Source organism: Nisaea sp. (assembly GCF_034670185.1).
GTDB lineage: Bacteria > Pseudomonadota > Alphaproteobacteria > Thalassobaculales > Thalassobaculaceae > Nisaea.
In genome coordinates this window covers 435,384-461,284 of record NZ_JAXMNY010000003.1, presented here as the reverse complement: position 1 = coordinate 461,284, position 25,901 = coordinate 435,384, and the positions used below count along the sequence as shown (strand labels likewise).

General features: G+C 59.6%; 22 protein-coding genes. 12 read left to right on the top strand and 10 right to left on the bottom strand.

Annotated features, from left to right (window positions below):
* The first annotated feature begins 33 nt into the window (after positions 1-33).
* Together VOI22_RS15665 and VOI22_RS15660 are read left to right on the top strand one after the other, a co-directional pair.
* Positions 34-1,203 carry a PAS domain-containing sensor histidine kinase gene (locus tag VOI22_RS15665; protein WP_323797389.1) on the top strand — a complete coding sequence of 390 codons (1,170 nt, stop codon included), beginning with the start codon at positions 34-36 and terminating at the stop codon, positions 1,201-1,203.
* Positions 1,204-1,210: 7 nt separating this feature from the next.
* Positions 1,211-2,338 (top strand): 2-methylaconitate cis-trans isomerase PrpF family protein, encoded by a 1,128-nt coding sequence (locus VOI22_RS15660; protein ID WP_323797388.1) that lies wholly within the window; start codon positions 1,211-1,213, stop codon positions 2,336-2,338.
* Here the strand turns inward: VOI22_RS15660 and VOI22_RS15655 are convergent.
* From VOI22_RS15655 to VOI22_RS15635, 5 genes are all read right to left on the bottom strand, one after another.
* Positions 2,335-3,207 carry an EamA family transporter gene (locus tag VOI22_RS15655; protein ID WP_323797387.1) on the bottom strand — a complete coding sequence of 291 codons (873 nt, stop codon included), beginning with the start codon at positions 3,205-3,207 and terminating at the stop codon, positions 2,335-2,337. The genes VOI22_RS15660 and VOI22_RS15655 overlap by 4 nt on opposite strands.
* Before the next feature lie 107 nt (positions 3,208-3,314).
* Positions 3,315-4,247 (bottom strand): helix-turn-helix domain-containing GNAT family N-acetyltransferase, encoded by a 933-nt coding sequence (locus VOI22_RS15650; protein ID WP_323797386.1) that lies wholly within the window; start codon positions 4,245-4,247, stop codon positions 3,315-3,317.
* A gap of 71 nt (positions 4,248-4,318) precedes the next feature.
* Complete coding sequence (locus VOI22_RS15645; protein WP_323797385.1) at positions 4,319-5,476, bottom strand: acyl-CoA dehydrogenase; 1,158 nt, start codon at positions 5,474-5,476, stop codon at positions 4,319-4,321.
* 22 nt (positions 5,477-5,498) lie between these two features.
* Positions 5,499-6,875 carry an MmgE/PrpD family protein gene (locus VOI22_RS15640; protein ID WP_323797384.1) on the bottom strand — a complete coding sequence of 459 codons (1,377 nt, stop codon included), beginning with the start codon at positions 6,873-6,875 and terminating at the stop codon, positions 5,499-5,501.
* Positions 6,876-6,900: 25 nt separating this feature from the next.
* Positions 6,901-7,608: a haloacid dehalogenase type II gene (locus VOI22_RS15635; RefSeq protein WP_323797383.1), complete on the bottom strand. Its 708-nt coding sequence runs from the start codon at positions 7,606-7,608 to the stop codon at positions 6,901-6,903.
* Positions 7,609-7,905: 297 nt separating this feature from the next.
* Here VOI22_RS15635 and VOI22_RS15630 point away from each other — a divergent pair, with 297 nt between their 5' ends.
* The 3 genes from VOI22_RS15630 (at position 7,906) to VOI22_RS15620 (ending at position 11,507) form a co-directional block, all read left to right on the top strand.
* A complete protein-coding gene (locus VOI22_RS15630) occupies positions 7,906-9,549 on the top strand; it encodes an ABC transporter substrate-binding protein (RefSeq protein WP_323797382.1) in 1,644 nt (547 codons plus the stop codon).
* Between the two features lie 78 nt (positions 9,550-9,627).
* On the top strand, positions 9,628-10,599 hold the full coding sequence (locus VOI22_RS15625; RefSeq protein ID WP_323797381.1) for an ABC transporter permease: 972 nt from the start codon (positions 9,628-9,630) through the stop codon (positions 10,597-10,599).
* A gap of 14 nt (positions 10,600-10,613) precedes the next feature.
* Positions 10,614-11,507: an ABC transporter permease gene (locus VOI22_RS15620; RefSeq protein WP_323797380.1), complete on the top strand. Its 894-nt coding sequence runs from the start codon at positions 10,614-10,616 to the stop codon at positions 11,505-11,507.
* 104 nt (positions 11,508-11,611) lie between these two features.
* Here the strand turns inward: VOI22_RS15620 and VOI22_RS15615 are convergent, their stop codons facing one another.
* Complete coding sequence (locus VOI22_RS15615; RefSeq protein WP_323797379.1) at positions 11,612-12,631, bottom strand: threonine/serine dehydratase; 1,020 nt, start codon at positions 12,629-12,631, stop codon at positions 11,612-11,614.
* A gap of 116 nt (positions 12,632-12,747) precedes the next feature.
* Positions 12,748-14,604, bottom strand: a complete 1,857-nt coding sequence (locus tag VOI22_RS15610; RefSeq protein ID WP_323797378.1) for a dipeptide ABC transporter ATP-binding protein — start codon at positions 14,602-14,604, stop codon at positions 12,748-12,750.
* Positions 14,605-14,764: 160 nt separating this feature from the next.
* Here VOI22_RS15610 and VOI22_RS15605 point away from each other — a divergent pair, with 160 nt between their 5' ends.
* Positions 14,765-15,490 carry an AzlC family ABC transporter permease gene (locus VOI22_RS15605; protein WP_028467336.1) on the top strand — a complete coding sequence of 242 codons (726 nt, stop codon included), beginning with the start codon at positions 14,765-14,767 and terminating at the stop codon, positions 15,488-15,490.
* Positions 15,487-15,825, top strand: a complete 339-nt coding sequence (locus VOI22_RS15600) for an AzlD domain-containing protein (protein WP_323797377.1) — start codon at positions 15,487-15,489, stop codon at positions 15,823-15,825. Before VOI22_RS15605 ends, VOI22_RS15600 begins: the two co-directional genes overlap by 4 nt.
* Before the next feature lie 18 nt (positions 15,826-15,843).
* Here VOI22_RS15600 and VOI22_RS15595 read toward each other — a convergent pair whose 3' ends face one another.
* A complete protein-coding gene (locus VOI22_RS15595) occupies positions 15,844-17,781 on the bottom strand; it encodes a tetratricopeptide repeat protein (protein WP_323797376.1) in 1,938 nt (645 codons plus the stop codon).
* Between the two features lie 356 nt (positions 17,782-18,137).
* Here VOI22_RS15595 and VOI22_RS15590 point away from each other — a divergent pair, with 356 nt between their 5' ends.
* On the top strand, positions 18,138-18,644 hold the full coding sequence (locus tag VOI22_RS15590; protein ID WP_323797374.1) for a hypothetical protein: 507 nt from the start codon (positions 18,138-18,140) through the stop codon (positions 18,642-18,644).
* A gap of 29 nt (positions 18,645-18,673) precedes the next feature.
* Here VOI22_RS15590 and VOI22_RS15585 read toward each other — a convergent pair whose 3' ends face one another.
* Positions 18,674-19,777: an MFS transporter gene (locus VOI22_RS15585; RefSeq protein WP_323797521.1), complete on the bottom strand. Its 1,104-nt coding sequence runs from the start codon at positions 19,775-19,777 to the stop codon at positions 18,674-18,676.
* On the opposite strand from VOI22_RS15585, the gene VOI22_RS15580 reads away from it, so the two are divergent.
* The 3 genes from VOI22_RS15580 to VOI22_RS15570 all read left to right on the top strand — a co-directional run bounded on the left by VOI22_RS15580 (position 19,751) and on the right by VOI22_RS15570 (position 22,527).
* Positions 19,751-21,235, top strand: coding sequence for a TonB-dependent receptor (locus VOI22_RS15580; RefSeq protein WP_323797373.1), 1,485 nt, complete (start codon positions 19,751-19,753; stop codon positions 21,233-21,235). The two genes, VOI22_RS15585 and VOI22_RS15580, sit on opposite strands and share 27 nt — an antisense overlap.
* A gap of 11 nt (positions 21,236-21,246) precedes the next feature.
* The gene (locus tag VOI22_RS15575; RefSeq protein WP_323797372.1) at positions 21,247-21,702 is read left to right on the top strand and encodes a hypothetical protein; all 456 of its coding nucleotides are present in this window, start codon (positions 21,247-21,249) and stop codon (positions 21,700-21,702) included.
* A 165-nt stretch (positions 21,703-21,867) separates the two neighbouring features.
* Positions 21,868-22,527: a 5-formyltetrahydrofolate cyclo-ligase gene (locus VOI22_RS15570; protein WP_323797371.1), complete on the top strand. Its 660-nt coding sequence runs from the start codon at positions 21,868-21,870 to the stop codon at positions 22,525-22,527.
* 17 nt (positions 22,528-22,544) lie between these two features.
* On the opposite strand, the gene VOI22_RS15565 is transcribed toward VOI22_RS15570, so the two are convergent.
* Positions 22,545-24,398 (bottom strand): PHA/PHB synthase family protein, encoded by a 1,854-nt coding sequence (locus VOI22_RS15565; RefSeq protein WP_323797370.1) that lies wholly within the window; start codon positions 24,396-24,398, stop codon positions 22,545-22,547.
* Between the two features lie 550 nt (positions 24,399-24,948).
* Between VOI22_RS15565 and VOI22_RS15560 the strand changes: the two genes are divergently transcribed.
* Positions 24,949-25,638 carry a transposase gene (locus tag VOI22_RS15560; protein WP_323797369.1) on the top strand — a complete coding sequence of 230 codons (690 nt, stop codon included), beginning with the start codon at positions 24,949-24,951 and terminating at the stop codon, positions 25,636-25,638.
* The last annotated feature ends 263 nt before the right edge of the window (positions 25,639-25,901 follow it).

Here is a 25,901-nt window from a genome sequence, read left to right as displayed (position 1 = left end):
TTGCCTCATCCGACCCTCCGGGGCCTAGGAGACTTGGAAAAGGACTCAGAACAGCCGTTCGCCGGCTATGTGGGCGGCGTGAGCCAGACCGATCTGCCGATTCCGATCGACGCAGTGCCGGATCCCCTTGTCGTTTTCGATGCCGAGGGCATCATTCGCGGCGCGAACCGGCTATTGAGCCAACTACTCGATTACAACGCGTCTGAGCTTATTGGCCAGCCAGTAGAAATTCTCTATCCCGATGCGGATCGTTCGGCGCACCGCTCGGTGCGTCAGACCTTTCTGTCCCAGGCGGCGGAGCCGGCGCAGACGATGCGGCGAGAGGTTTTTGCCCGCAAGCGCAACGGCGCGCTGATTCCGATCGAACTGTCGATGATGCTGGTGCCGACGACGGTTGGCGTCATGTTCACGGCAAGCATGCGGGACGGATCCCGCCATGTCGAAATCGAGAAGGCCCTGACCGAAGCGGCTGACGAGGCTGATGCCGCCAACGTCGCCAAGAGCCGGTTCCTCGGCACCATGAGCCATGAGTTGCGCACGCCACTGAACGCGATCATCGGTTTTTCCGAGATGATCCAGCATGAAACGCTGGGCCCGCTGCCACATGAGAAATATGCGGACTATGTCCAGACCATCGGCGTTTCCGCACGCCACCTGCTTGACCTGATCAACGAGCTGATCGATCTGTCGCTGATCGAGGACAACAGCCTCCGGCTCAAGCTCGAGCCCTCGGACATCAAGGAAATCCTGGAAGAGTGCCAGGCGGTCATCGAACCGAAGTCCCGCTCGCAAAGCCTTAAAATGCGCCTCCTTCTGCCGCAAGGACCGGTCGCGCATCCGGTCGATCCGCAACGGTTGCGGCAAGTGGTGCTTAACCTTCTCAGCAACGCCATCAAGTTCACGGATTCCGGCGGCACCATCAGCCTTGCCCTGAGCAAGGACGCCACCGGCATGAAGGTGCAGGTGTCCGATACCGGTACCGGTATCGCGCCATCGGTTCTGGAGAACATATTCGATCTCTATGTTCGCTCGGAGACCGACCGCAACGTCACCGCCGGCGGGCTCGGCATCGGGCTGCATGTCTCGAAACGGCTGACGGAAGCCATGGGCGGCTCCATCAACATCACAAGCACCCTCGGAGAAGGCACCACGGTCACCCTCTCCTTCCCGCCGAAAGCCGCCATTCCAGCGAACGAGCGTTAACCGGATCATGACAAGCCTCCGCATCCCCGCCTGTTTCATACGTGGAGGCTCCAGCAAGGGGGTGTTCTTCTCACTGGAAGATCTGCCGCCGGACCGATCCTTCTGGGACCCCCTGTTTCTGTCCGTCATCGGCAGCCCCGATCCCTACGGGCGCCAGCTCAACGGCATGGGCGGCGGGGTTTCGTCCGTGTCGAAAGTGGCCGTGATCTCGCCAAGCGATCGGGACGACGCCGATCTCGATTTTACCTTCGGACAGGTGGCCGTCGGCAATCCGCTGGTGGATTACAGCTCGAACTGCGGAAACCTGTCCTCCGCCGTCGGACCCTTCGCGCTGGAACGCGGCCTGATCCGGCTCGCCGACGGCCAGCGCTCCGTCCGTGTCTACAACACCAACACCGACAAGATCCTGATTGCCCATTTCGCCGTCGAGGACGGTCTTGCGACCGAAACCGGCGCTTTCGCCATCCCCGGTGTCGCCGGCACAGGCGCCCCGATCCGGCTCGAATTCCTCGATCCCGCAGGCGCTGGAACCGGCAGCCTGCTTCCGACCGGCAACCTGACGGACCAAATCAGGACCGACGACGGCCGGAGTTTCGATGCGACGCTGATGGATGTCGGCAACCCAAGCGTTTTCATCGACGCGGCGGCTGTTGGCCGCACCGCGAACGAGACCATCGCGGAACTCGAAGCCGACCGGACGCTGATGGACCTGCTTGATGAAATAAGGCGCAAGGCTGCCGTCATGATGGGGCTGGCCAAGGATGAAGCATCAGCGCCCTCCGCCGTTCCCAAGATCGCCATCGTCGGCGCGCCGCAAGCTGCCCGCGACCTGGCCGGTAACACGATCGATCCGGAGATGGCCGACCTGGCCGTCCGGATGCTCTCCATGGAGAATGTCCACCGGGTTCTGCCTCTGACCGGCGCCATGTGCACCGGCGTTGCCTGCCGATTGTCGGGAACTGTCCCAGCGGCTTTGACGAAGATACCGGACGGGGATGTGCGCCTCGCCAATCCATCGGGCATCCTGCCCGTCGGTGCAGACGTGACCGCGAATGACGGGCCCACAGTCCGCTCCGTTACCGTCATCCGCACGGCACGACTGCTGATGAACGGCGAGGTAGCTGTCCCTGTCTAGCGGTTCAGCGCAATCAGGACCACCGAGCCACAGACCACCAGCACCGCAGCAGCAATCCGCAGCGTCAGAACTTCGCGCCGGAAGACGATCAGGCTCAGCATCATGCTGAAGATCGGCGAAGCGGCAATGATCGGCACCACCGTCACGACTTTACCAATCAACAGCGCCTGGTTGAGGCAGACAACCGCGCTTCCGAAGGTCAGCCCCGCCACAGCAAACCAGCGCGGCCCTGGCGCGTTCCAGGTGAAAGGCACATCGGCCTTCTTCACGAACCGGGCCCCCGTTGCGACAACCGCCGAAACAGTAAAGCCAACGAGCGTGGCGAAATAGGGATCGGGAATGAATTCCATGCCCACCTTGGAAAGCACATGCGCGGCCGAACGGATCGCCGCAGCGGCGACCGGGAACAACAGCGCCCAGACCGGCCAGGAAACCTCCGCCATCTTGCCCCGGCGGGACAGCATGACGACGGCCACAACGATGCCAACCGTGCCAAGCGCGGTCTGCCAGGTCAGCGCCTCACCAAGAACGAGAATACCGAGAGCTAGACCAAACAACGGTGATGTCGACGACAGGGTGGATGACAGGGTCGGGCCGAGATAGCGGATCCCGACGACAGAGAAATTCGCGGAAAGTGCCGGCCTGAAGATGCCGACAGCCATGAAAATCAGTACCGCCGGATGCGCCCATGCAGACCAGTCCATGAAGAACGGCGCGGCGCACCAGCACATCAAGGCTGAGGTGCTGATCGAAATTGCGGTGCCGGTCCGGGAGTCGACCGTTTTCACGCCAAGATTCTGCAACTGCCCGCCGATGGCAAACAGGAACGCCGCGAACAGCGCGAGAAGTAGAGGCGTGTATTCAGACATCCGGAAAGCCCGCTGCAAAGAATTGGCAACGGGTCTGGTAATCCGTGCCTGAACACTGATATTGCTAAAAATTCTCCCTCGTCGGTAGCGCTATTCCACGCACTTATCTATGCCAGATCGCGGCGCCAATGCTGAGCTGTCAGGTACTGGCCATAGGCCTGTTCGTCTTCTTCTGCATAAAGCGTGAACCCGGCCACCTCATAGACGCGGCGTGCCGCGGTCAGCATGCTGTAGGTCGAGAGCACCATCTCGCGATAACCGCGCGAACGGGCAAAATCGATACAGGCTCCGACAAGCTTGTGCCCGAGTCCCAGTCCGCGTGCGTCCGGCTCGACATAGACGATCCTGAGTCGTGCTGTTTCCGGCCCGTCGCGCACCACAGCCGCTGATCCGGCGACCCGGTCATCCACCTCAGCAATCCAGAGGCAATCATCGTCCGGGTTGTAGTGCTCGAGAAACTCGCGTCCGATCTTCAGCAGGGTCAGCTCAAAACCACCGTCCCAACCGTATTCCTGCTCATAAAGCATGGCTTGCCGGGCAAGCGCCCAGGACAGCTCGCCGACCCGATGCGGCCGGATCACCGGCACCGGTTTTCCGGCGGCACTCTCACCACCGAGCAAGTGCTCAGCCTTGCGCAAGGTGGAGACCAAATCTCGACGCGCGTCCTGCCCCAGCGGTTCCAGCACCGCGGAAACCTCCGCACGCGATTTTGCCTGAAGAGCTTCAAGCGCGCTGCTTCCGGCATCTGTCAGCGCAAGGACATGGCGCCTCCGGTCCATCTCGGATACCGACCGGGTGAGGATACCGCGACGCTTCAGGCCATTCAGAAGGCGGCTGAGATACCCCGGATCGAGCCCCAGCATGTCCGCCAGATCGCGGGCACTCATCCCGTCGCAATGGCCAAGCTCGAAAATCACACGGGCTTCCGGCAGCGAGAATTCGCTCTCCAGCAGACGGTCCGCCAGAACATTGATTCTGCCGGTATAGAAACGGGAAAAGTGGCGGACAGCCTCCACCGGGTCATGCATATCGGTCACCATGTTCCTCCCTCATGTGGAAGCATGGTGACCATATTGAATGCTGAAAGCAATTAATTGATTGCCAAAAGCACCTACTTTGCTTTTGGCGCCCGTTGAGAGAAGCGTTTCTCGAAGACACCTTCAGCGATCCGGTTTTTCATCATCTCAAGGCTGCCGCCGGCGATTTGCCAGCCGCGCGTCCGGCGCCAGCAGTATTCCACCAGGCTTTCCTCCGTGTAACCGAGAGCCCCCAGCACCTGCATGGCATCATTCGCGGCCCGGAACCCGGCCTCATTGCAGAGAAACTTGGCGATGGCCGTGTCATAGGCGGACGGCAGTCGCTCGGCAGCTTCCGTCGCGACCTTGTAGAGCATGAGCTGGGCTGCCTCGATCTGCGCGGCGGCTTCCGCAAATTTCCACTGTATGCCCTGGAATTCAGCCAACTCCCTGCCGAACTGTTTGCGTGTCAGGGCATGTTCCCGGGCAATCTCGAACGCGTGCCGGCCAAAGGCCAGCGCCCGGGCGGAGTTGCCGATCCGTTCAACATTGAAAGCCGCGATCTGCTTGCGGAACCCGCCCTCGCCGAGCAACACATTTTCCGCTGGAACGTAGACATCCTCGAAATAGAGCTGGCACCAGTGCTCGCCGCCGACATAGCGCACCGGCTTGCCCATGGTGAAGCCTTCCTGCCCGCGCTCAAGGATCACCGACCCGATCCCGTCCAACCCCGGCCCGAAGCGCACATAGATCAGGAAAATTCCCGCTTCCGGGCTGTGGGTGGAAAAGACCTTCGTGCCGTTGACCCGGAAGCCGTCTCCGTCCGGCGTGGCCGACGTGACGAGATCGGTCGCGGCGGACCCTGCTTCCGGCTCGGACATACCGAGCGAGATCGCCATCTCACCGGCCAGAAGCTTGCCTAGCCACTTCTCCTTGTGAGCGGGGCTGGCATATTCAGCGAAGGTGCGGATCGGGCCGAAATTACCAGCCTGGATGACATCGGCGCTGCGCGGGCAAATCTCGGAGACGGCCTGAATGGCAAGCACCGCGTCCATCACCGAGCCGCCCTGCCCGCCGTCGGCTTCGTCGAACGTGATCCCCATCAAGCCTTGCCCGGCCATCAGTTTCGCCACATCGAACGGGAAACTCTCTTCATGGGCCCGGGCGAGCGCGCCTTCCTGCAGGTGACGCTCCGCAAAACCGCGCACGGAATCCTGGAAGAGACGCTGCTCCTCACTCAAATTGAAATCCAAAACTTCCTCCTGTAAAGCGCGGTTATTCCGCTGCTGATTTTGCCGCAATTTCGCCGAATGGCAGATCGGACAGGGATGCCAGGGCATCGATCCGCCAGAGCGCATCCCGCAATGGCTTGGCCGCCGTGCCCAGCACGCCGCCGGTCAATTCAAAGAATTTCTCATCCAGTTCCGCGTCACTAAGCGGCAAATCGGGATCTCCCTTGCGGGTCCGCGCATAATGGCTGAAACGCTGGCCATCCGCGGTCTCGATCGTGACTTTTGCTGAGCGCCGGCGCGGGAAGGCCGCATCGCATTCAGGGTCGACCGTATGCTCGACCTTCGCCGCGATGTCGCGGATCATCGGGTCGGCAAGCGCCTCCGGAGAGAAGGCCGCGATCCGGACCGCACCGGTCGCGATGACCGCGCCGAGGCAATACGGCAGAGAGAACTTCGCTTCGAAAGCCGTTTTGGGATCGGCATTGCCACAGATCTCAAGCGACTTCTGATAGGAACCAGCTTCGATCCGGCGGATCGACTCTGCCGTGAGGTTATTCGCGGTGACGATTTCCCTCACAGCATCGACGGCCGCATGAACATGCCCGCAAGCAGCGTGGTTCTTCTGCGTGGTCCGCTCGATGGTCCAGTCGGAACCAAGCCCCTCAACAGCGGCCTCCCAGTCCACATCCCGGCTCATCGCCGCTCCGAACCCGGCGGCGCCTTCCAGAATATCGAGCGCGCCGGTGATGCCGGCTTTTGCCATCCGCGCCGCCAGCACGCCGCCTTCCGACGCCCGGCCGGCATGCAATGGCTTGCTCATGGCCTCGGCCCGGAAAGCCTGCTGCAATCCGGCCGCCATGGTCCCCGCAGAGGCAAGCGCATGCGCCGCCTCGGATGCGGTCAGGCCGAGCAGGACGGAAGAGGATGCCGTACCGCCGAAATACCCGATGGTCGCCGTTGTGTGCCAGTAATCGTAATGCGCCGGATTGACCGCTGCGGCGATCCGGTTGGAGACTTCGTATCCGGCAATGACCGCACGGAGAAAAAGCGCGCCATCCGCTCCTGTTTCCTCGGCAAGCGCAAGCGCGGCGGGAATGACGGCAACGCCGGGATGATAGAGTCCGTCCCGGTAAATATCGTCGAACTCAACCGTGTGAGAGCCGGCGCCATTGATCAAGGCCGCGGCCCGCGCTGTCGCAAACCTCCCGGACGGGATCAGCCGCGCGCGCCCGCGGTCAAGATCCTCAGGAACCGCATCGGGCAGCAATGTCGCCGGCGGCAGCACGCTTCCCGGAACCGCCGCCGCGAACCAGTCGAGGACACAACGTTTTGCATGATGTTGTGCCGTCTCCGGGACGGGCATGCCGCTCATCGCGGCAATGAAGTCTCCGTATGTTTCGGTCGGGCTCTTGTCGGCCATTCCGCTTCTCCCTTTTAAAACAGCTTCAGCAGCCGAGCTTGTCGGCAACGCCCTCCATCGACTCCGCGATGACATCGAAATCGTGCTCGGCTTTGAAATCGACCGTCTGCTCCGGTCCGTACTCCGTCGGCCGCGCGATAAAAGCCGTTTTCAGGCCGAGTGCACGGGCAGCGACCAAGTCGCCGTTATGGGCAGCGACCATCATGCATTCCTCCGGAGCGAGACGCAGCATGCGGCACCCGGCGAGATATGTTTCAGGGTCCGGCTTGTAGCTCTGCGCGATCTCGGCCCCGAGAATCATGTCCCAGGGCAATCCGCCATGCTTCGCCATGTCGACCATAAGCTTCACGTTGCCGTTCGACATGGTCGCCAGAATGAATTTGGTTTTCAGCCGGGCCAGCCCCGGCACGCTGTCGGGCCAGGGATTAAGACGATGCCAGACCATATTAAGATGCTCGACGTCGGCGTCACTCAGATCCGCGACCCCAAACTCCTCCAGCACCTCGATCAGGTTTTCCCGGTGCAATGTGTCGAGGTCAATGAAACCGCGCTCGCCACTGCGTATTCGAGCCATTGCCGGGACGTACCGCCGCCTCCAGGAGAGCGCGAAGGCCTGCCCGTCCAGGCCCAGGCCCTTTTCGTCAGAAAAGCGGTCTACTTCCTCAGCAATGCTGTTCCGCCAATCGACAACGGTCCCAAAAACATCAAAAAAAAGCGCTTTAACCACCGTCATTTTGTTTCCATTCCCTCGACATGTTCCCGTAGTCCGGAAAAGCACGTCCCGTTATGCAGTGTTTCCTTGACCGGAAATCGAAAGGCGGGACAATGATATTCAGTTCGATCAGCTGAAAGACCGGAAAACAACGGTTAGCAGACTGACGAAAGGGTAGGCGAACGGAGGAACTTCAGACAACGGTCCAATTGGTAATGAGTCCGTTCTTCGCTTGGCGAAGAAGCAGTGACGTTCATTGCTGGCCGAGCCTATTCAAAAAACAATAAACAAATTCGCTACTAGGGAAGGAACACGTTTATGAAAATGCTTTGGCGCTCTGCAGCCACAACAGCGCTTGCGCTGGGTGTTGCTGCCATCTTCGGGCCCGCCAGCCCCGCAACAGCCGAAACGCCGCAATATGGCGACGAGCTGCGGTTGGTTGTCGGTTCGAAAATTCCGTCTTACGACGCACATATCGAATCCACCTTCGGCATGATCCACCCGATCCGCCCGTTCTACAGCTTGCTGATACGGGTAAACCCGGACAATCCCTCCTCGCCGACAGACTTTGTCTGCGACGTTTGTGAAGGCGATGTTCCGAAGGCGACGGACGGCGGTACCAAATACACCTTCAAGATCCGCAAGGACGTGAAGTTCCACGACGGCACGCCGCTGACCGCGCACGACGTCAAGGCTACCTTCGACAAGATCGCCTTTCCGCCGGAGGGCATTGCCTCGAACCGGCAGGCATACTTCAAGACTGTCGAATCGATTTCAGCGCCTGACGATTACACCGTCGTCTTCAAGCTGAAGAACCCGTCCGGCACCTTCTTGCCGTCTGTCGCCATGCCGTACAACTTCCTCTATGCGAAGAAGGATCTGGACGCGCACGGTTACACTTGGCACCAGAAAAACATCAACGGGTCGGGCGCTTTCCGGTTTGTCGAGCACGTTCCTGGCAGCCACGTAAAGGGTGTCAAGAACGAGAACTACCATCACAAGGGCATGCCCTATCTGGACGGTTTCACCGCGATTTCAGCGCCGAAAATGTCCGTTCGCCTGCAGGCAATTCGTGGTGGCCAGGCCGACATCGAGTTCCGCGGTTTCCCGCCGAAAGCGCGTGACGATCTTGTCAAAGCCCTTGGCGACGCCATCACGGTTCAGGAAAGCGACTGGAACTGCGTTCTAATCGTGACCCCGAACCACAAGGTCAAGCCGATGGACGACGTGCGGGTGCGTAAAGCACTGTCGCTCGCCATCGATCGTGAGGGCGGCTCCAAATACCTGTCCCGTATTGCGATCGTGAAAACCGTTGGCGGCGTTGTCTTCCCGGGTCACCCGCTCGCAGCAACCGAAGCCGAACTTTCTCAGCTTGCCGGCTATGGCAAAGACGTCGAGGCGAACCGCGCCGAAGCGAAAAGACTGCTGAAGGAAGCCGGTCACGAAAACCTGAAGATCACCCTGCACAATCGCGGCGTCGACCAGCCCTACAAGGTTGTCGGCACATGGCTGATCGATCAGTGGAAGAAGATTGGTGTCCAGGCGGACCAGTGGGTCCAGCCGACCACGCCTTTCTACGCCACACTGCGTAAGCAGAAAGACTTCACCATCTCGCTCGACTTCAACTGTCAGTCGATCGTGAACCCGATTGCCGACATCTCGAAGTTCCTGCCCGGCGCCGGCAACAACTACGCCGAGTTCCAGGATGAGCAGTTGCTCAAATGGTATGACGAGCTTCTGGCCGAAGGTGATGAAGCAAAACAGCGCGCCATCATCCGCAAATATGAAAAGCGGGTACTGGACGAGCTGGCATCGCAGTTCATTACGCTCTGGTGGTACAAGATCAACCCGCACCGTTCCTATGTGAAGGGCTGGAAGATCGCACCAAGCCACTACCTGAACCAGGCACTCGACAACATCTGGATCGACCAGGCCGAGAAGAAAAGACAACTCGGCGGTTAATCTACTGCTAAAGACGTCGGCCGCCCCGCCCCCCGGCGGGGCGGTCGCCCTTTTCCAGCAAAGGTTTTACGGCAAGGCATGTACGGATACATCGTCAAACGCTTGCTCATGCTGCTTCCGACCCTGATCGGAGCGGCTATCCTCGTCTTCCTTCTTCTAAGGCTTGTCCCGGGCGATATCTGCCTGATCAAGTTCGGTGGCGAAGGTGCATACGCGGACCCAGAGCAAATCAGGCAATGTCAGGTAAGTCTCGGACTTGAGAACCCAATTTATGTCCAGTTCTGGGACTATATGAAGGGGTTCTTCGTTCTCGATCTCGGCACATCCATGTGGACAGGCAAGGATGTTACATACGAAATCGGCGTCCGGTTCGAGCTGTCGTTGCAGGTCGCAATCATGGCAACACTGACTTCCATCGTAATCGCCATTCCGCTCGGGGTTATCTCCGCAGCGAAGCAGAACACGATGGTCGATTATGTCGTCCGCGGTTTCAGCATCGCCGGCATCGCAATGCCGTCCTTCTGGCTCGGCATTCTCATGATCCTGGGCCTGTTGATCGGAACGCAGGAATTCATGGGAAGACCCTGGATGCCGCCGATCAGCTTCAAATCGATCTTTGATGATCCGGCACATAATATATCGCAGCTCATCTGGCCTGCACTGGCAACGGGATATCGATATTCCGCTGTCGCGACACGTATGACCAGATCGGCCATGCTCGAAGTGCTCGGGGAGGATTATATCCGCACCGCCCGGGCCAAGGGTCTGATCGAGAAAGTCATCGTCAACAAGCACGCGCTGAAAAACGCGATGCTGCCGGTGGTGACCATCATCGGGATTGAATTCGCGTTCCTGATGGGTGGCCTTGTCGTGACCGAGCAGGTGTTCAACCTGAACGGCCTCGGGAAGCTGTTCGTCGAATCCGTGACCCAGTCCGATTACACACTGACACAGGCGCTGGTGATGCTCGTGGTGACGATCTTCGTCTTCATGAACTTCGTCGTCGATGTGCTCTACGCGTGGCTTGATCCGCGCATTCGCTACAGCTAGGGGAGATGCAGGACATGAGCACCATGGATGCAAGTCCCGAAACTAACACCGGCTTCAAGCGAGTCCGGGTTATCGACCACATCAGCCGTATGGTACGGCGCCAGCCGCTGGGCACCGGCGGAGCGATTGTCATCATTCTGATGGTCTTCATGGCTGTCTTTGCCGAAGTCATTGCTCCATACGACCCGGAGGCCAATAGTTTCGAGCATATGCTGGTCGCGCCGAGCATGGATTTCCTGCTCGGCACCGACCAGTTCGGACGGGATCTCTTCTCGCGCATCGTGTACGGCGCCAGAACGGCTCTCTTCGTAGGGTTCGCCTGCGCCTTGGTGGGCGCGTTCGGTGGCCTCATTCTCGGTGTCGCGAGTGCCTATTTCGGCGGCTGGTTCGATCTGATCATGCAGCGCATCATCGATGTCTTTATGGCATTTCCGCTGATCATCATGGCTCTGGCCATCGTCTCGATCTTCGGCACCGGCACGGACAAGGTGATCATTGCGATCACCATCCCCTTCGTGCCGCGCTGCGCTCGTGTCGTGCGGTCCAGTGCACTGGCGATCCGTGAGATGCCCTATGTGGATGCGGCCCGGTCCATCGGATATGGGCATATGCGCATCATCATGAAACACATTGCGCCGAACGTACTCGCACCGTTCCTGATCATGCTGACGGCCTTCCTCGGTGAAGCGATCCTGCTGGAAGCCTCCCTCTCCTATCTTGGGATGGGTGTGCAGGAGCCGACACCGGCCTGGGGCCTGATGCTGCAGGGCGGAGCCGAGGAATATGCGGAAAGTGCGCCTTGGGTTCCGATCTGGCCAGGCCTCGCGATTACCATCGCGGTCTTTGGCTTCAATCTCTTCGGGGACGCGGTCCGGGATATCCTGGATCCGAAACTCAGAACCCGCTGATTAGACCAACACCTTCAGCAAAAAGCCCCGCCATTGGCGGGGCTTTTTCTTTGTCTGGGGATTAACCCAGACAATCAAAATAAAGCTCAAGCGCGGACAGCTTACTACACGGCCACATCGCCCAGCGTTCCGCAAAACTGCTCGAAATCGATATTCCCGCCGGTAGCCATCACAACGACGCGATTGCCTTGAATATAATCTGGCCGCTGCAGCAAGGCCGCCAGCGCCACGGCTCCCGACGGTTCAAGCACAAGTTTCAGAGTCTCGAACGCAACCCGCATTGCCGCACGGACAGTATCGTCACCCACCGCTACATGATGCTGCATACCCGTTGCTCTGGCGCAGGCGAATGGCACCTCCCCAGGAGCCGTTGCCTGCAGCGCATCGCAAATAGATGAACTGTCGCTGCGGATCCGGGTTACCGCGTCCGCTTTCAGGGACTGCCCAAAGCTGTCAAAGCCTTCCGGCTCCACTGCGACGAGCCGTGTCGATGGGGAGAAACGGTTGAAACCCGCAGCAAGGCCTGCAATCAAGCCGCCGCCGCCAACGCATGAGAAAACAAAATCGGGCGCCTCTTTCCCACCGCGCCGCAGCCCCTCGATTATCTCCGCTGCCGCGCTGGCATGTCCCGTCACAACAAGCCGATCATCAAAGGGATGCAGCAAAACCTTGCCTTCACGCTCTGAGATTTCCCTGGCCAGTGCGCTGGCTACCTCCTCGCGCGGGCGGTCACCGTGTTCACTCAAAACAACTGTCGCGCCATAGGCTTCCGTCTTGTGGCGCTTTGCCTCCGGTGCGTCCACGGGCATCACAATCGTGGCCGGAACCCCCAAGACCATCGCCGCGGCGGCAAGTCCCTGGGCAAAATTCCCGGAAGAATAGGCGACGACACCCGCCTGTTTTTCCACATCGGTCAAATTGCAGCACCGCCAATACGCTCCCCGGAATTTGAAGGAACCCGTACGCTGGAGCGACTCAGCTTTCACATAGACCTCTGCCGCTCCCGACAAGCTGGCCAGGTGCGGGGCCGCCATCAGTGGCGTCTCCTCGGCAACGCCCGCCAGCGCGGCTACAGCCTGATCTATATCCGTGCCGCTGGGTACCGCCTGTCCGAGGTCTGTCATTATCGCTCTCCCGCCTGAATGCCGGCAGACTATATCCGGATTTCACACATCGAGACGGCAACAAAAAACGGCGCCCGAAGGCGCCGTTTCTTATTTCAGATCATATCGCTGCCAGATCAGCTCTCCAGCACGAAATGCCCTTCTCCGACCTGCCGGTACACCTGCTTCGGCGGCTCGTAGCCGATCGGCTTCAACGGACTCGGGATCTCATCCGTCATCAGGTTGAGGTCACGCTTGCGGCGCGAAGGATCGGCGACCGGAACCGCTGACATCAGCTTTTTCGTATAGGCATGCTGAGCATTCTCGAACACTGCCGCACGGGGGCCGATCTCTACAATCTCACCGAGATACATAACTGCAACCCGGTGACTGACACGCTCTACCACGGCCATGTCGTGGCTAATGAAGAGATAGGCAAGACCGAACTCTTCCTGAAGATCCATCATCAGGTTCACGACCTGCGCCTGGATCGACACGTCCAGAGCCGAGACTGCTTCGTCCGCAATGATCAGCTTCGGGCCAAGACCCAGAGCCCGTGCGATGCAAAGCCGCTGACGCTGACCGCCGGAGAATTCGTGCGGATACCGTTCCGCATGCTCGGCATCAAGACCGACACGGCGGAGCAACGAAACGACGCGCTCATCCGCATCCTTGCCGGAAGCGATGTTGTGCACGATCATCGGCTCGGCAATGGCCGAACCTGCAGTCATGCGCGGGTTCAGGGACGCAAACGGATCCTGGAAGATCATCTGCATGTCGCGGCGCAGCGGGCGCATGGATTTCGAGTCGAGGTCCATCAACTCCTCGCCCTCGAACTTGATACTGCCGCTGTTCGGCTCCACCAGCTTGATGATGGACCGCCCCGTGGTCGACTTGCCGCAACCGGATTCTCCGACCAATGCCAATGTCTCTCCAGGCTGGAGAGCGAAGGATACACCCTCAACAGCGTGAACCCGTGCCGTGGCTGATCCGAACATACCCTTGCGGATATCAAACCGGGTGGTCAGGCCCTCGACCGTCAGCAGCGGCTTCGCATCATGACGGACCGTGTCCTTCATTTCCTGCAACTCGTGCCCGGCGGACGCGTCCTTGACCGCATCGCCTTCGGCCCTGTTCACATCGACGTTGGAGAACTTGGCCGGGAAGGTCATGCCCTTCATGGAGCCGAGTTTCGGCACGGCGGCAAGCAACGCCTTGGTGTAAGGGTGCTGCGGCGAATGGAAGATCTGCTCCGCCGGCCCCTCTTCGACCTTCTTGCCTTTCAACATGACGACAACGCGATCCGCAACCTCGGCCACCACCCCCATATCGTGGGTGATGAACATGACGGACATGCCGATTTCCTGCTGCAGCATCTTGATCAGATCAAGAATCTGCGCCTGGATCGTCACGTCGAGCGCGGTGGTCGGTTCGTCCGCGATCAGCAGACTTGGACGACAGCTCAGCGCCATGGCGATCATCACCCGCTGGCGCATACCGCCGGACAACTGATGCGGATACTGGCTCAACTGCTTTTCCGGCTCCGGAATACGGACCAGCTTCAGCATCTCCAGGGCCATGTCGAGCGCTTCCTGCTCGCTCTTTCCCTGGTGCAGCATGATGGTCTCGGCAATCTGGAACCCGATGGTGAAGACCGGGTTCAGCGAGGTCATCGGCTCCTGGAAGATCATCGAGATATCGTTACCGCGAATATCCCGCATCGTTCCCTGGCCGGCCTTGGCGATATCGATCACCTCACCGTTCTTGCGCCGGAAATCGACCTTACCGGACGCTATATGCCCACCGGCATAATCGGTCAGCCGCATCAGCGACATCGCCGTCACGGACTTGCCGGACCCTGACTCGCCGACAACAGCCAGCGTTTCGCCCCGGTCAATATGCCAAGAGACTCCATCAACCGCCTTGACCGTCTGGTCATCCAACGGAAAGTGAACCCGAAGATCGTCGACTTCGATCAGTCGGTCATCATGCATTTACACGGCCTCCCATGGCTCGCCTGTTCTGTGCGGTGCTTAAATTTTTTTTCTTTTTGCACCATTTTCAGCGGGGCAGTCTGTATGCTTTTGGTAGTCAAATCCAGACGCAATCTGTCAAATTTCGCACCCCGGAAGAGTTAAGACGTATGAGGCGGCCGTGAGCGAACGGAAAACCGAGAGCGAACATAGCCCCAACCGGAAACAAGCCTTTCGTGAAGGCGTCCGTCACGGTCTCGCGGTCCCGTCGATTGTCGTCTTCGCAACCATGCTCGGTTATGGCTCTCTCGCGCATGCCAACGGCTTTTCCGCCTTCGAGGCTTTGCTCTCGACAGCGCTTATATGGGCCATGCCGGGTCAGGTTGCGATGGCGGACCTGCGGGCCTCCGGTGCAGATCTGTTCGTAACGCTGCTGGCGGTCTCCATGGCCAGCGTCCGGTTCTTCCCGATGGCGACGATCCTGGTCGGAACCTTCCGCGATGCCGTCAAACATCCGCTGAAGCGGATCTTCATCGCACACCTGATGTCTGCATCGACCTGGCCGATGGGCATGGCCGCGGCTCAGCGTATGAATAGAGAGTCGGCTCTGGCTTATTATTGGCCCGTCGCGGGGCTCTGCATCACCATGGGCTGCATTGGCACGCTTGCTGGATACTGGCTTTCAGCGGACATGCCGGCAATTATCCGTCTGACGCTGGTCTTCCTCAATGTTGTGTTTCTGTCGTTGCTGTTTGCACTAAACCGGGACCGACTTGTCATTCTTGCCGTCTGTGCCGGCGCCGTCATCGGGCCGCCCCTGCACAGCATCGAGCCGAATTACGGGGTCATCCTGACAGGCCTGATCGGCGGAACGCTTGCCTACATCGTTCTCGGGAGGCGCCGATGAGCACCGCTGCGGTTTCGCCGCTCGCGCTGGTCCTGCTGGCGGCCTCGGTCACCTTCATCTGGCGCGTCCTCGGCGCCCTGCTTGCGTCGAAGATAGACACGGACGGCGCGCTGTTCCGCTGGATCGGCTGCGTTTCCTACGCCACCGTCGCTGGCCTGATCTCCCGCATGGCGATCCTGCCGACCGGCGATCTGGCCGACACCCCGCTCATGCTCAGGGTCGGTGCAGTGGCGATCGGCTTCGCGGTGTTCTTCCTGGCAAAACGTAACCTGCTGCTGGGCGCTGCAGTCGGCGCAGGATGTTTTGCCGGAGGACTTGCAATACTCAGCCTCTGATCTGTATTGCATGTCCATTCAGCGTCCGATCACAGTCGGCAAAAACGCAGCCGCTCGCGGAACAGCGATTCTCATGTCAAATCTTTCGTCACGACGGAGCATCGGGTGACAGTTCCCAAACACGACGTCGTGCTCGTCAGCACAATGAAACCGGCACCATCCCAAATGAATCACTTCCGCACCGACTGCCGATGCCAGAAGTATGGGAGCGGCCCCCATACCGACAACACAATCAAGCGCCGACAGCATTGCTGCAACGCGGTCCAGTTCATTGCGCTGATCTATCCCCTCGGGGACATGAATCCGGCACCCGTATAGGGCTTCAACCTCATCCAGTTCCTCGTCCCGCGCATCATAAACGAGGCTCACATAATCTGCGTCATCTGCACCGAGGGCGCCCACCAAGTTTGCGGCGCTTGTGAAAAAGGCTTCGCGTATTTTTGTAACCAAGCCACTACGCCAGCAGATCCCAATTTTCGGCTTGTTGCCGAGTCGGTCGAATTTCGACTTCCAGGCAGCCTTCTCAGCCTCATCGACCTTGAGATAACCGCCATGAGGCCCCGGCACCTGCGCATCACGGACAAAAAGACCAGGCAGAGAACCCGCGAAAATTGCATGATCTATATCCTGGCGGCCTGACCAGTTGCTATAATCAAAAATTGCACGACCATGCTCATCGGCGCGGATGTGGCGCCCGACAAATGTCACACCGGGAAAACTTCGGGCATAGAGCGGAAGATTCCGTTCGTCGCACTCGACCGTAAGTCGATCCACCTTCTCGGCGAGCGCCGGAAGAAAACTCAGGAATACGTACTCATCGCCAATACCCTGCTCTGCGGCGACAAAAAGCTGCCCCGGATCCTCCGCCCTGTTTTCCCACAAGGGCGGCAGCGCGATCCGCGCGGGTGATATTCTCGGATCAAGACGCTCCTCGAAAAGAGCCCAGCCCTTTTCAAAATTGCCGCGCCACAATTCCGTTTCAGCGGCGATCAATTTCAGTTCGGCGATATACGGGTAAGCGACAAGTCCACGGTAACATGCCCGTCGCGCCGCTTCGTGATTTCTGCTGCGGTAAATATCCGCAGCAAATCCGTTATGGGATGACTCGTTCAAAGGGTCGAGCACTTGTGCCCTAATGCCCGCGCGGACTGCCGCATCGACTGAATGCTCGCGCGAACATTCGACGGCGAGCTTCGACCAGAGATTAGAGGCTCCAGGACGCAGTCGGGTCGCATACCGGGCCCACTCCACATAATCGATCCGCTTACCTGGGGCAGCATTGGAGCCAGAAAGATGCAGGTAGAACTCGAAAGTACCCGGCGCAATGATAATTCCCCGGCGCACCGCTTTTTCAGCAGCAATCCGATCTCCGGCCGCCTTCCATGCCAGGGCGGTATGCAGATAAGCCTCAAGAGCCAACGGATCGGCCCGATGCACCCCGGCCAGCGCAGACAATGCCGCCTCTGCCTGCCCCGCTTTCAGCAGAAGCGCGCCCAGTCGGCCCAAAGTGACGGCGTGGGCCGGCAGAATATCCACCGCTCGACGGGCCGAAGTGATCGCCTCATCAAGCCGATTGAGCTGTTCAAGCGCCTGCGCCTGGCTCAGCCACCCTTCCGCATTGTCTGCATCTACTGAGCAAACGATCTGGAATTCTTTAAGCGCATCGGCCGGGTTTCCGGCGGCCATCCGCGCGGCGCCCAAATGGAGCCGGGCGGAGGTGGACTCTGGCGCAAGGGCGACCGCACGCTCCAGGAATTCAAGAGCCCTTGCGATCTCTCCGGTTTGGTGAAGCAAAGTGCCGTAGAGGTCTAGTGTGATCGCATGATTGGGGAACCGGTCAAGAATCGCACGGTACCCTTCTGCCGCAATCTCCAGATCCCCTTTCTGGTGTGCGCCGAGCGATTTTTCGAGCAGATCGGAAAACTGCCGAGCGCTCTGCTCTGGAGTCATCGACATCCGGCGCTCCCCTCGCACGATCCCGCACAACGATCCCGAGAAGACCGGCAAGCCTCATGTCGTTCACAAACCCGGCCCAAGTAACTCTCAGCACGCATTTTAAACCTGTTGTACTGGCTTTCTTGAGGGCGACCGACCCCCAAAGAGTAAGCACCGGAGAACTTCATCGCTCTTCAAGCGTAGCACGGTAAAATATAGTGAGCTATCCGGTCCTCTGTCAGCCGGAGGCCCCAACTCAAGCAAGATTTATGAAAGAACGAAAGCGTTTAGCGCTATTATGTTCGGAATTCCGCCCCCGTTCTCGGCAACGTTGACACGCCTAGGGAAGAGGGTGAAGCGACGGAGAGGATCCGATCATGGCCAAGCCACTCAATCCGATCGACACCGATGAAGACCGCGTAGATCCGCTCAACCCGGAGGAAGATACCCCCAGTGAGCTTGAGGAAACGACCCACGCCGAATTCCTCGCAATCTATGCCGATGCCTCCGAAAACCTGCGCTTCGCGAAACATCAGCAATGGCGTGCCGTGCTCTATTTTTCCATCGGTGCCGCAGTCGCGACGGGCTACGGGGAATGGACCCACTGGAAAGATCCGATACTTGCGCATCTGCTTATGGTCATGGTCTGGATTTTCAGCCTCGCCAGCGCTGGCGTGATCCTCAGCTTGCAGTGGTGGCAGTCAGCTGAGGCTCGCAAGATCGACTATGTCACGTCCAAGTGGGGCAGCTTCAGTACCGCCGCCCGCAAGCGGAAATCGAAACTGATCAGCGACTTGCAGCGCTACGGCATGATGATCGCGATGGTGCTCTATCTGGAGCTGGTAACGATCGCGGTGACCAGAATCTTCCTGCTGAACATTTAGCATACTGGCCGGTCCGTTGGGCTGATGCCTCATGCCCTTCCTTCGGAGCGCGGCACCGGAACCATTAAACTTGCCATCAACAAAAGCCCGCCCATACCGGAAATAGCGAGGCAGACATTAGCCATCCCGGCGAAATCCGCGCCCCATCCAGCGAGGATAGTGAAAAGCGTCATGCCGCCGAGGGAGCCGCTGGTCATGGCGACAGATACAGCAGGAACGGCCTCCATCGGACAATCCGCCATCACGTCTGCGCTCAGCCTGACGAAAACGATCTCATGCAGGCACATAAACACGAAATAGAAACCAAGCGCGATCATCGGTGATGCGAAGAGCCATGTTGCAAGCATCATTGCGTATCCTGCCAACCCAATTACTTCATCTCTTATCTTCGAAACACGCTCTCCCCCGACGGTAAGGGCGACCATTATAGACCCGAGCAGAACACCCGCTATCGCGATGGATTGCAGCCAAGCCGGGCCGCTTGCGTCCATCCCCAGATCCCGTATTGGGAAAACAGTACGGGCGGCCATGTGGTAACCCTGCATCGTTGCTACCAGTAGACAGAACAGCATGAACCGGCGGCGTAGCAAGTGGTCAACCCTTAGGACGGATAGCTGTCTCCACCATGATGGCCGAACTTCTCCGACCGCCATCTCCTTGCTCGCGGCAGACAAGTTCAGTGAGGCATAGGCAACCGCTGCTAAGGCAAAACACCCGGACGAAATCAAAGCCACAGACCACAGGTCAAGCCTGTGAACGATGGCTGAGGCCATCAACCCCGCCACAGCCAGTCCAATCACAAAAGATGTCGAGTTTATCGAAAGGGCTTGCTTGAGCCGCTCCCCCGGAAATTGGAGACGTAGCACGATAAGACGCCCAGACTTTACTGCGACATCGATAAGCCCACGGACCACCAGAAGTGGAAATATTGCGGTAATGCCCGTGATCTCAATTGATCCGATCAGGCACACCAGCAGAACGCCCCCGAGCTCGCACGCAATTAATACCAGACGCGGCGAGTTGTAATTGAACAGCCAGCTTGTAGCTGGAGCCAGGAAGAGCGGCACCAGCCACTGCGCTGCATAGACAAGCGCCGCATCTCCGGCATGGTCAACACCCCGATCGTCGAGGATTTTCTGGCCGCACGTTTCTCGGCCGACTGGCAGGCCGGAGAATCCGCCGTGAATTACGAGCCGTTTACCGGCACCGAAAATCCGGGGAAAATCAGGGCGCTCTCCCTGCGCGGCAAGCTGCTTGCCCGCCCAAATCTCGGGCTCGATTCAACGCTGCTCCTGACCGCGTCGCACAGTAGCTACAAGGCACCGCAAGACGAGATCATCGCGCGCCCATTCGACGACCGGACTTCGAACTTCCCGGCACAACCGGTGCACAAACCCTCGACAACCAGCCTCGGTGGAGAGTTCGAGGTCGACCTGGACGAGAACTGGCGGCTGGAACTGGACGCCTCCGCCCCGGATTTCCGGTTTACGCGGACAGTCAGGCCGGGCACCTCGAATGCGCGTATCGACACGCTCGAATTGGCCATGGACCCGCGTGTTCGCTATTCCGGAGACAATGGTTTCGAAGTTCTGCTTGGGACCCATCTCTACCAGGCTCGTCAGGATGAGTTCATCGAGTTCGTCGCCCGGCAGAATTTTGACGACAAGGTCGACACCTACGCCATCTATGGCGAGACGATCATTCCGCTCGCGGATGCATGGGAGCTGACCGTCGGCGCCCGTTACGAGCAGGAACAGCACCGGCGCAGCGGTGGCGACGCGACCGGTACTGTTGCAATCATCGACAGCGACCGGACTTTCGATGCCTTCCTGCCGAGGATCGGCGTGAACTGGGAAGCGGCCTACAACCAGAATTACGGTGTGCTGGTTTCAAAGGGCTACAATGCGGGCGGCGGCGGCATCGCCTTCAACTCTCCCAACCCCTTCCCCGTCGTGCATTACGAATATGATTCCGAGACGGTCTGGAATTACGAGCTCTACGGACGACAGACCCTGGTGGGCGGACGGCTCGGCCTGACGCAGAACCTGTTCTATGCCCGCTATACCAACATGCAGCTGCCCTTCGACCTGACCCCGCTCGACACCCGGGACGAGTCCTTCGTGGTCCGCAACGCCGACCAGGTCGTGACCTACGGCGCGGAGTTGGGCGCGACGTTCGCTCTTCTCGAGAATGTCGGCCTGTTCGGCAATGTCGGCCTGTTGAAGACCGAGGTTGAGGAATATCCGGGCTCGGGGATCGAAGGGAACAGCCTATTCAGTGCTCCCAACCTTACAGGGTCCGCCGGTGTCTCCTGGCAGCAGGACGGCTGGAACGCCAGCCTGGCTGCACGGTATTCGGACAGCTACTTCACGGATATCAACAACCGGCCCCGTGGCAAAACCGACGCCTATATCGTGACGGATGCCGAGATGGGCTACACGTTCGGAAACATCCGCATATTCGGTGAGATGAAGAACATTTTCGATGCGGACACCGCCGTCGCCTTCTATCCCGGCAGCACCGAAGCTGCGGATACTGCCGTCCTGCTCCAGCCGCGCACATTCCGCCTCGGCGTCAGCGCCCTGTTCTGAGGAACCAGTTTGTGAGCATCACTTCCCGCATCGCATCGGACGACTCCCTCTGGCCGCTCGGCATCCTGATGCTGGAGGGAGCGCAGTCCCTGGAGCAGCATGAACAGATGCTGGCGATATGGGACGGCTGGTTTGCCCGTGGCGAGTGTTTTATCCCGCTGCGGGTCCATCTCGACGACAGCGCCCTCGATCAAGCGCCCGGCGTTGCCCGCGCAACAAAGCAATGGCTCAAAGCCGGCGCTGCCGAGAACATGCGCCGGCTGGTCACTGCCATGGTTATGGTGGTGCCGCCATCCCGCTTCGAGACCATGACGCATTTGAGCGTCGAGACGGTTTTCCGCGTCCCGGGAGGCATATTTCCGTGCCTGGACGAGGCACTAGATTGGGTTGGCAAATCGGATAATCTCTCGGCCGAAACGCCGAGCATTGCGCGCAAGATCGTGGAAAGCTTTTGTGCCGGACGATGATCTGCTTTGTGCCCTTTGCTCACGCAACTCCAGCGTTACCGCTAAGAGTTGAGTTACGTGTTCCCGAAATGCCATCCCGCCCCCTATTCCGCTTGTCAGCATTGCGTAGCCCCGGATCTTTTTGTTGAATATCCGAGAAGGTCCAACCTTCAGAAGGAACGTCAGATGCCCGACGATACAGACGGCGGAGAGGATCCATGCTTCAGTCATTTGCTGGTGGACGGTCACCCCGTCGACCCCGACACCCTGCGCGACGTGATTCGGTTCCGACGCGCGGAACGGCAAAGGCTGTACGAGGTCAGAAAGTCCTTCTCACCGGAGCAGCGCGGCGCGGCCACGGAAGCGATCATCAGGGACCTGAAACAGGTTACGGGGCCGCTGAAAGGACGGCGCATCGCGGTCTACTGGCCAATGCTAGGAGAGCCCGACATGCGTCCCTGGATGAAGGAAGCACATAGCCAGGGGGCGCAAATCCTGCTGCCGGAGGTGGTGGTGAAGAAACAGCCCCTGCAGTTCAGGGAATGGCAACCGGGCGCCCGCATGGCCCGTGGTATCTGGAACATTCCGGTGCCCGCCGATGGCGCCGTCGGCACACCCGACATGGTGATCTCTCCCCTGGTCAGCGTAGACGACAAATGCTTCAGGCTTGGCAATGGCGGCGGTTATTACGACATGACCCTGGCCCGCCTCGCTCCCCGCCCGCACATTATCGGGATCGGCCTCCCCGGATGCACCATCCCGACAATCTTCCCGATGCCGTGGGACATTCCCATGGATGTTGTCGTGCTGGGTGACGGCGCGCCGCGCGAACGGGTCGCCACCTGACAACAGAACTCCAGCCGCTACTGCTGCAGAACGTAGGTACCCGGCGCGTCACAGAGAGGCGCGTACCCCTTGTCCGGCGCCCCCATTGCCGGCAGCGCGGCGTCCTCCGTCGATTGACCAGCCAGCCAGGCCTGCCATTCCGGCCACCAGGAGCCGTCTTTCGAAGGGGCCTCCGCCATCCAGGTGTCCGGATCGATATAGCGTTCGCCCGCCTTCTTGGTCGCCACCTGATAGCTCCGGCGCGGGTGGCCCGGCTCGCTGACGATCCCGGCATTGTGGCCGCCGCTTGTCAGCAGGAACGTGACATCCGTCGCCGGGTGGAAGGTGATCTTGTGTACCGACCGCCAGGGCGCGACATGGTCCTTCACTGTTCCGACAGCGAAGATCGGTGCACGTATATCCGCCAGATTGATCGGCCGCTCTCCCACCGTGAACCGTCCCGAGGCGAGGTCGTTGTCAAGGAACAGGCTGCGCAGATATTCAGAATGCATCCGGTAGGGCATCCGTGTCAGATCCGCGTTCCAGGCCATGAGGTCGTTCATTTCCTGACGCTCACCCAGCATGTAGTCGTGGACCATGCGTGACCAGACCAGATCGTTCGTGCGCAACATCTGGAAGGCTCCCGCCATCTGATAGCCATCGAGCACGCCCTGGTCCCACATCATGTTTTCCAGATAGGCGACTTCGCTTTCCCGGATGAACAACATCAGCTCGCCGGCCTCGGTGAAATCCACCTGGGTGGCAAAGGTGCTTATGGATTTCAGCCGGTCGTCGCCATCCCTCGCCATGGCCGCTGCCGCGATCGAGAGCAGCGTGCCGCCGAGACAATACCCGACGGCATGAACCTGTGTGTCCGGGATGATTGCCGAAACCGCATCCAGGGCATCCATGACACCGAGTTCGCGGTAATCATCCATACCGAGGTCACGGTCTTCCGATGTCGGGTTGCGCCAGGAGATCATGAAAACCGTATGGCCCTGTTCGACAAGGTATTTGACCAGCGAATTATGCGGCGAGAGATCGAGGATGTAGTACTTCATGATCCAGGCGGGCACGATCAGAACCGGCTCCCGGAAGACCTGCTTCGTGGTTGGCTCATACTGGATCAGCTCGATCAGGTGATTGCGGTAGATAACCTTGCCCGGCGTCACTCCGACATCCCGCCCGACCTGGAAGGCATCCGCGCCGGACGGCTTCTTGCCGGCAATAGTGCGCTGCCAGTCGTCCGCCATATGCATGGCACCGCGCATCAGGTTCGCGCCGCCCTGCGCAGCCGTCGCCTTCAGTGCCTCAGGATTGGCCCAGAGCATGTTCGACGGTGCATAGCGATCAAGCATCTGCCGGGCCATGAACGACACCGCATGCTCGTCTTCCTTCGAGAGGCCGTCGATCTCCGTTGTGGCATTATGCCACCATTGCTGGGTCAGCAGGAAAGACTGGGAGATCATGTTGAAAGGCCACTGTTTCCAGGCCTCGCCCGAGAAACGGCGGTCCTGGGGAAGCGGTTCGATACAGGGGGGCGCTTCCGCGTTCATCCCGGCCGTTCCGGCATGGATCATAATCCGTGCGGCTTTGCGGGCCGCTTTCTCCACCAGCTCCATATGCTTGCCCGGGGACAGCGCGAGATGTGAGAACCAGTTGAAATAGGATGTCGCAAGCCCGGCGGGAGAGATACCGAGGGTCAGCCGCGCCAGATTGGCCTTGAACGCATGGTCGATCGCCTGCGCCGTATAGTGACCCGGTGTCGGCCGGTCACATTCGGGGACAAGCGGGGCGCTGGCGGGGGCGCTGAATGTCCGGGGCTTACCCTTGCCGGTATCCGTGCTCCGACGGGTCTTCCGCGTGCGTGACTTTACGGTATTGGCCTGCATGGCACTGAGCTCCATTAGAGAAACGCGCCCGCCACGGGACGAGTGAGGCAATCGCCATGAAGCGGACTGTGGAGAAAACCGGCTTGGTTCAGCCAGCGTTCACCGTCTTGTCCGATCCAATAGCGACACATGTGCAGTGCAGCATTGATTCAGGTCAAAAAACCGAGCCGATGTATGAGTGTCCGATGGTCGCTGCATATCTCATATGATCAGCGCGGGGCTTCCGCTCAAGCCCCCCGCACTCGACCTTTGACCCGCCACCGCCACCGCCATCGTCATCGTCACTCCCGCGCATGCGGGAACCCAAGGGATCGGGCCGCTGAACCGGCGGATCCTGGGCCGGCTTGCGCTACTGATAGGCGACGCAGGCTTCGCACGCGGTCCCGGCGACGGACTTTCTCAGATGGGCCTCTCTCAAAGGAGAATTGAGAATTAAGGGGACACACGGAATTGAGAATTAAGGGGACACACGACTTAATTAAAAGAATTAAGGGGAGAATTAAGGGGACACACGCCTTAATTCCGTCCCCGCTCCTCCCATGACACCGGCATGGCACGTTTGGCGCGCGTGGTCGTGCCCGGTCTCGCCCATCATGTGACGCAGAGGGGCAGCCGGAGACAGACCACTTTCTTTTCCGATGCGGATTACACGGCTTACCTGGAAATCCTGGCCGAGGCGCTGCCCCGTGCCCGCGTTGCGCTCCAGGCCTATTGCCTGATGCCGAACCACGTCCATCTCGTCCTTGCGCCGGAAACGGCCAGCGGTCTGGCAGAAGCTCTGGGTGAAGCACACCAGCGCTACACACACCGGGTCAATCTGCGGGAAGGCTGGCGCGGCTACCTCTGGCAGGGCCGGTTCGCCTCCTTCCCGCTCGACGACGCGCATCTGATCGCGGCGGCGCGCTATGTGGAGCTGAACCCGGTGCGCGCCCGGCTCGCGGCCCGGCCGGAAGACTGGGTCTGGTCGAGCGCCCGCGCTCATCTCGGTCTCGATGCAGCGGAGCAAAGAGGTGCCGCCGACCGCATCCTCACGTCAGACCTGCCGGACATGATCGGGGACTGGCGGCGCTTCCTGGATGGCGGCATCGCGCCGGAACTGACGGATCTGATCCGGCGCCACGAACGGACAGGGCGACCGCTCGGGAGCGACGGGTTTCTGAAGGATCTGGAACAGCGGCTCGGCAGAAGACTCAGAAAGCGGAAACCGGGCCCGAAGACGGACGCGACAGACCTGTTATGAGATGCGGAATTAAGGTGTGAATTAAGGTGTGTGTCCCCTTAATTCCCAAGGTGTGAATTAAGGTGTGTCCCCTTAATTCTGTGGATCTGGCGGCGCATCTAATTAAGTAGTGTGTCCCCTTAATTCCACAACAACTGACATTAGTTGAATTAAGGTGTGTGTCCCCTTAATTCTCACTCCAGTAGACGGCATTAATACATTATCAACCATTTACTCTGGCCTTCCCAAATCAAATTATCTGATCACGTTGTTCATCTAGTAAC